Genomic DNA, 1,055 nt, shown 5'->3' with positions numbered 1-1,055 from the left:
GTAGCGCCGGGCCATGCCCGGCGAGCGCAGCGGCCGCCCGGATTGGCGGTGGGCGAGGGGGCCTGAATCGGGGACAATAGCGTCCCCGCCGCCCCACGCCTGCCCCCGATGAACGATTCCGCCCCCCAGCATCCTGCCCGCATCCTTGATGGCCGCCGTATCGCCGAGGACCTGCTCGACAGCCTGAAGGTGCGCGTCGACGCCCGCGTGGCCGCCGGTGGCAGCCGTCCGGGCCTGGCCGTGGTGCTCGTCGGTGGCGACCCGGCCTCGACCGTGTATGTGCGCAACAAGCGCCGTGCCGCCGAGAAGGTCGGCATCGAGGCGCATGACTACGATCTGCCGGCCGGGACCACCGAAGCCGAGCTGCTCGAGCTGATCGACCAGCTCAACGCCGATCCGAAGATCAACGGCATCCTGATCCAGCTGCCGCTGCCGGGCATCCCCGACGCGCGCCGGCTGATCCAGCGCATCGACCCGCGCAAGGACGTGGACGGCTTCCACCCGGAAAACGTCGGCCACCTGGCGCTGCGCGAGTTCGGCCTGCGCCCGTGCACCCCGCGCGGCATCACCACGCTGCTGGGCCACACCGACCAGCCGGTGCGTGGCCGCAACGCCACCATCGTCGGCGTGAGCAACCACGTCGGCCGGCCGATGGGCCTGGAGCTGCTGATTGCCGGGTGCACCGTGACCAGCTGCCACAAGTTCACCCCCAAGGACGTGCTGGAACAGGCCGTGCGCAACGCCGACATCCTGGTGGTGGCGGTGGGCCGCCCGGGCATCGTGCCGGGCGAATGGGTGAAGCCGGGCGCGGTGGTGATCGATGTGGGTATCAACCGCTTGGATGACGGCCGGTTGGTGGGCGATGTTGGGTTTGAAGCGGCGGCCCAGCGGGCCAGCTGGATCACCCCGGTGCCGGGTGGCGTGGGCCCGATGACCGTGGCCACGTTGATGCAGAACACCCTGGAAGCGGCGGAAGCCTCCTGAGGGTAGCGCCGGGCCATGCCCGGCGGATGTTTGCGGCGCCGCTGCGCTCGCCGGGCATGGCCCGGCGCTAC

General features: G+C 71.3%; 1 protein-coding gene. It reads left to right on the top strand.

Features of this window, described 5'->3' with window-relative positions:
- Positions 1-108: 108 nt before the first annotated feature.
- Positions 109-984, top strand: coding sequence for a bifunctional methylenetetrahydrofolate dehydrogenase/methenyltetrahydrofolate cyclohydrolase FolD (gene folD / locus HMPREF3114_RS06345; RefSeq protein ID WP_053498430.1), 876 nt, complete (start codon positions 109-111; stop codon positions 982-984).
- Positions 985-1,055: the final 71 nt, after the last annotated feature.

Origin of the sequence: Stenotrophomonas sp. HMSC10F07 (assembly GCF_001807895.1) — a bacterium.
Classification (GTDB): domain Bacteria; phylum Pseudomonadota; class Gammaproteobacteria; order Xanthomonadales; family Xanthomonadaceae; genus Stenotrophomonas; species Stenotrophomonas sepilia.
This window is presented reverse-complemented; position numbering and strand designations above follow the sequence as displayed.

Coding starts and splice junctions, on each gene's coding strand:
- folD (WP_053498430.1), top strand. CDS start 109: ATGAACGATTCCGCCCCCCAGCATCCTGCCCGCATCCTTGATGGCCGC.